Below are 4,847 nucleotides of genomic sequence, written 5' to 3' on the forward strand. Positions count from 1 at the left end.
GATAGACTATGCTTTTGCCTGGTGCATGTGCTATTTGCAAGCCGGTTGATTGGATTTGCGTGAAATCAGTCATTTCTAAATACACAGGAGAGCCATATCGAGGTAATGTGCCAATCGCATCAATCGCATCCTGTAAAAACAGAACCTCGGATTGATCAACCGTTTCCCCCTGCTTGAGCTCTAAACCTGAAAAATAAATACGTCCAAGCATTTCTCTGAGCATGGCCAGATATGCCGGAGCTAAAGCATCACGTTCAGCTTCCGGTAGCGTTTTTTCAATGAACTCACTGACCTCACCAAAACCGCCACGATTAAACATCTCGATGAGTGTTTCTAAGGTTTTTTGTAGGCTATCAGCCAAAACAACATCGTCTGTTGTTTGCAAGCTAGATAATGTAGCGAGTTTCATTTCCTCAGCGATATCCTTCACAACACTTTTATTATGAAGTCGTTTCAAAAACTGATAGAAGCCCTCAATGCTGTCATTCTCATCAGCAGGTATATACAAATAAGCAAATTCTTCAGATGGCGAGCCACGTACACCACTCAAGAAATAATATCGGCCATCCCGTTCAACCGGATTCATATAGTTTTGATATTCAAGTGCCTCACCAGTAGGTTGACGTAGCTTAAAAGTCACACTAGGACCAAAATTACGAACATTGTTAGGATTATCATCCGTAGGATCAGGGTTAATATTGAAAGGTCTGAAATCGGTGATTTCTAACTGCATTTCTTTATCACCCCAGAGCATCTGCTGTGTGTTAAAGACTTTTGTTTCTAAGCTAACGGGCTCACCTTTATCAGAAAATAAAGGCCAGGCTTTCAAAGTCAGTTCAGAGCCACCATCCCCAAAACTAGCTTGATAAATGGCATAACCTTTATATATAAGCGGATGATTCACCGCGATGGTAGATTCAAGCGGTTTCTCCAAATCAGTATCATGAATCACTAGATCTGACTCAAATGATTTCGGCTGCCCTGTTGGATAGTGCTCTATACGGAATTCCTTTACTTCAATAGTGAAAGGTAAATTTTGCACTAAATACCCATCGCGCATGGCTAGATAAGCCACACTCGCCGCTCTTCCTTCTGGAATACTGACACTGCCTCTAAAGGCTTGTGGCCCAACAGGAAGACGGCTTTCTTTTGGAACCTGGGGAAGAGGTAAATTTCGGGTTTCAACCTGAATTCTGCCCTGCCATTCGGCAAGTTTCAGTGGCAGGTTACTATCAAACAGGCCGCCAACACAGATCACAATAATCGCAACATGTGTCAGGATATAGCCAAGGCGATTCATGCCACCACGCATTGCTGAGACTAAGGTATTTCCTTCACTTTTCTCAGTGACTCGTGTCCTAAAGCCATCAGAGGCGAGCGCTGCGTTTACGGCATCGACAGTCTGCTCTGGTGACGTCGGAGTTTCCCACTCACTACGGTGATGCATGGAACGTAAAGATTTAAGCTGCACATGTGTTCTCAGATTAAACATATCTTTGAACATGGAAGGCGCGTGGCGGATGACACAGACAGTTGTGGAAACCACCAGCAATGCCAATATGGCTAAAAACCACAAAGCACTGTAAACATCATACAAACCCAGTTTTTCAAATACTTCAAACCAATAAGGACCGAATTTGATTAGATAATCAGGATAAGGTTGATTTTGCTGAAGAACAGTACCTATGACAGAGGCGATAGCTAAGGTAATTAGCAATGTAATTGCCAATTCCATCGTGCCTAAAAAATGAAAAACTCGCCAAGCTAAACTGCGATGAGAAACTGATGAATCCTGATTTTGTGACATGAAGTGAGCCTTAAAACGAGTTCGTTACTCGATTTTAATCTCTCTACATAGCTAAGAATGATTAGCTATGTAGAGAAAGTGTGACGATTATTTCAAACCAAAGACATAAGCTGAAACCGCTTTAATTTCGGCTTCACTCATTTTGCTGGCAATATCACGCATCATGCTATTAGGATCATTGGCTCTTTCCCCTTTAGCAAATGCATGAAGCTGTGCTTCCACATACGTGCTGTATTGTGATGATAACTTAGGCCATTTCGCCGCAGGCACGCCATTACCATTTGGTCCATGACAAGCCATACAAGCGGGCACGCCTGTTTCTTTGTTGCCGGCACGGTAGATTTGCTCGCCTTGTTTAACTAGTTCTTCAGAAACAGCACCTGGTGCCATTTTTTTACTCGCAAAATATGCCGCCAAATCAGCCATATCTTGTTCTGATAAGTTGGCCACCATCGGTGCCATCAACGCATTCTGGCGCTCACCACTCTTGAAGTTGGCTAATTGTTTTTCGAGGTAACCGGCACCTTGTCCGGCTAATTTGGGAAAAGCATCAGAAGGACTATTTCCATCTGCGCCATGACAGCTTGCACATACAGCCGCTTTTTTCTTACCAGCATTGATATCGCCGGCCGCCATCACTTGAGTGCTCATCGTAACCGCCACACCGAGCATGGCTATCTTCACTAATTTTTTCATTATTTTATTACCTGAAAACTAAGCTAAATCATCATCGAGAACTTTGGGTATGCTACTCTTGTTAGGATAATTTTTCACCCAAAATGGTTCCATGTCACAACTATATAGAAAAGCCTATTATAACGGCAGTGCTACTGAGCTGTCCCAGTTACCTGAAGATCAAGGTTATGAGGTGGCATTTGCTGGTAGATCCAATGCCGGAAAATCCAGTGCGATCAATTGCATAACGGAAATCAGCGCGCTCGCCAGGACAAGTAAAACGCCTGGCCGTACACAAATGATTAATTTTTTTAGCTTCGACGATGAGCGAGCGTTAGTCGATCTTCCTGGTTATGGCTATGCCAAAGTCCCTGAGAAAATGAAGCTAAAATGGCAGCATACTTTGGCTCAATATCTTGAAACCAGGCAGTGTTTGCAGGGAATGATGTTAATGATGGATATTCGTCACCCATTAAAACCATTCGATATACAGATGCTAACCTGGGCTAACCAAGCTGATTTGCCAGTACATATACTGCTCACTAAGTCTGACAAACTCAAAAAAGGCGCGGGTAAACAAAGTCTGTTATCTGTACGCAATGAACTTAAAAAGCTCTCCTTAAACGCCTCTGTACAGCTATTTTCATCCTTGAACAAATCGGGCAAAGAGGAAGCCACTCAAAAGCTTGATGATTGGTTCGAAGTGAATCAGGGAATAGACTCTTCCCCAGGTGACTGAAGGATATCTAAATGAATAAATCACTACTTAAAAGCCGACGCCAGTTTCTACAAGGTACGGCTTTGAGTAGTGTTTTTCTCGGTTTCAGCTTACCTGTGCAAGCACAGCCAGTCTCAGCAGAGTTACAGCAACCCCTCCCCGACTCTATGCTGAAAGCGGGAGCGAATTTCAGTAACTATAGTCAACCTTCTATTTACGAAAAAGATATTATTCGCTGGATATCTGCCAACCCAAACGTACCCGGTAATGGTGTGTCATGGACACCATTAGAAGAGTTACAAGGTACTATTACGCCTAATGGTTTGCATTATGAACGGCACCATAATGGTGTGCCTGATATCAATCCATCCTCACATGAAATCATGATTGATGGTTTAGTAGACAAGCCACTAACATTTTCGATTGATGCCTTAAAACGCTACCCGCAAATAACAAAAATCTGCTTTATCGAGTGCGGAGGCAATAGTAATGCTGGCTGGCGTAGCGCTCCCATTCAATCAGCTGCAGGCTATGTGCATGGCCTTGTCTCTAATGCCGAGTGGACTGGTGTTCCACTCAGACTGCTCTTAAATGAATGTGGCATTCAAGCTGAAGCGAAATGGGCCATTGCTGAAGCAGCGGATGGTGCCGCATTAAATGTGAGCCTTCCCATTGAAAAATTACTCGATGATGCAATTTTGGCCCTATACCAGAACGGCGAACGCCTGCGACCTGAAAATGGTTATCCGGTTCGATTGTTACTCCCGGGTTGGGAAGGCATCGTCAATGTGAAGTGGTTAAGACAGTTAAAGTTAGTTGATCAACCTGCGATGACCCGGGATGAAACGGCCCAGTACACTGACTTACTGCCTACAAGTAAAGCAAGACAATTCAGCTTCACTATGCAAGCCAAGTCACTTATTACCAGTCCTTCAGTTGGGATGACACTGCCGGATAACCCCGGCATTTATCAGGTCACCGGGCTTGCCTGGTCAGGTAATGGCAAAATCCGCAAAGTCGAGGTATCAGCAGATGGCGGTGATACATGGGTCCAAGCAGAACTAAGCGATCCTGTTTTAGATAGAGCTTTTACTCGTTTTAGTCTGCCGTGGCAGTGGCAAGGTCAATACGCAATATTACAAAGCCGAGCTACCGATGAAACGGGTTATCAGCAACCATCTCGAAATACGCTCATTTCAGAGCGCGGTGACAATAGTTTTTTTCATTACAACGCGATTGTCAGCTGGGAAATCAATGAAGACGGTCAGATTAGTCATATTTATGTATAGACACATTCTATTCTTTTTACTGTTTTCTCCAGCACTTGTCGCCGAGCCATTAGTCCAGCCATTGGGTAAAGATGCTGTGCAACAATCACAGCAAACAGCATGGAACCTTACTATAACCCCTGATGGCAAAAATTTACCTGTGGGACATGGCACTGCAGAGCAAGGCAAACAACTATTTAATCAGCACTGTGCCAGCTGTCATGGATTTGGTGCCATCGGCGCCAGCGCTATGCCGCTGGTCGGTTACGTTGGCTCGCTCACGGATGACTACCCAGAGAAAACCGTAAATAGCTATTGGCCTTATGCAACAACACTTTATGACTACATTCGGCGAGCGATGCCACCCTCGGCACCTTTT

5 protein-coding genes are annotated in these 4,847 nt (G+C 44.1%); 3 read left to right on the top strand and 2 right to left on the bottom strand.

Annotated elements, in window-relative coordinates; all coding sequences use genetic code 11:
• The coding region (locus B4K20_RS04455; protein WP_289282023.1) for a cytochrome c biogenesis protein ResB at nucleotides 1-1,807 on the bottom strand (1,807 nt) is incomplete at its 3' end.
• Nucleotides 1,808-1,894: 87 nt separating this feature from the next.
• The gene (locus B4K20_RS04460; protein ID WP_286303691.1) at nucleotides 1,895-2,503 is read right to left on the bottom strand and encodes a c-type cytochrome; all 609 of its coding nucleotides are present in this window, start codon (nucleotides 2,501-2,503) and stop codon (nucleotides 1,895-1,897) included.
• A gap of 91 nt (nucleotides 2,504-2,594) precedes the next feature.
• On the opposite strand from B4K20_RS04460, the gene yihA reads away from it, so the two are divergent.
• The 3 genes from yihA to B4K20_RS04475 all read left to right on the top strand — a co-directional run.
• Nucleotides 2,595-3,221 (top strand): ribosome biogenesis GTP-binding protein YihA/YsxC, encoded by a 627-nt coding sequence (gene yihA / locus B4K20_RS04465; RefSeq protein WP_289282024.1) that lies wholly within the window; start codon nucleotides 2,595-2,597, stop codon nucleotides 3,219-3,221.
• Between the two features lie 11 nt (nucleotides 3,222-3,232).
• Entirely contained in the window at nucleotides 3,233-4,489 is a 1,257-nt protein-coding gene (gene soxC / locus B4K20_RS04470; RefSeq protein WP_289282025.1) for a sulfite dehydrogenase, read from the top strand.
• Nucleotides 4,482-4,847 (top strand): c-type cytochrome (locus tag B4K20_RS04475; protein WP_289282026.1); only part of this gene is annotated, 366 nt, incomplete at its 3' end. The genes soxC and B4K20_RS04475, both read left to right, overlap by 8 nt.

Origin of the sequence: Methylophaga sp. UBA5088, from assembly GCF_002414625.1 — a bacterium.
In the GTDB taxonomy this organism is placed as follows: domain Bacteria; phylum Pseudomonadota; class Gammaproteobacteria; order Nitrosococcales; family Methylophagaceae; genus Methylophaga; species Methylophaga marina.

What these genes read in the sequence shown, in the direction of transcription:
- B4K20_RS04460 (WP_286303691.1), bottom strand. Translation starts at nt 2,503, where the DNA reads ATGAAAAAATTAGTGAAGATAGCCATGCTCGGTGTGGCGGTTACGATG.
- yihA (WP_289282024.1), top strand. Translation starts at nt 2,595, where the DNA reads ATGTCACAACTATATAGAAAAGCCTATTATAACGGCAGTGCTACTGAG.
- soxC (WP_289282025.1), top strand. Translation starts at nt 3,233, where the DNA reads ATGAATAAATCACTACTTAAAAGCCGACGCCAGTTTCTACAAGGTACG.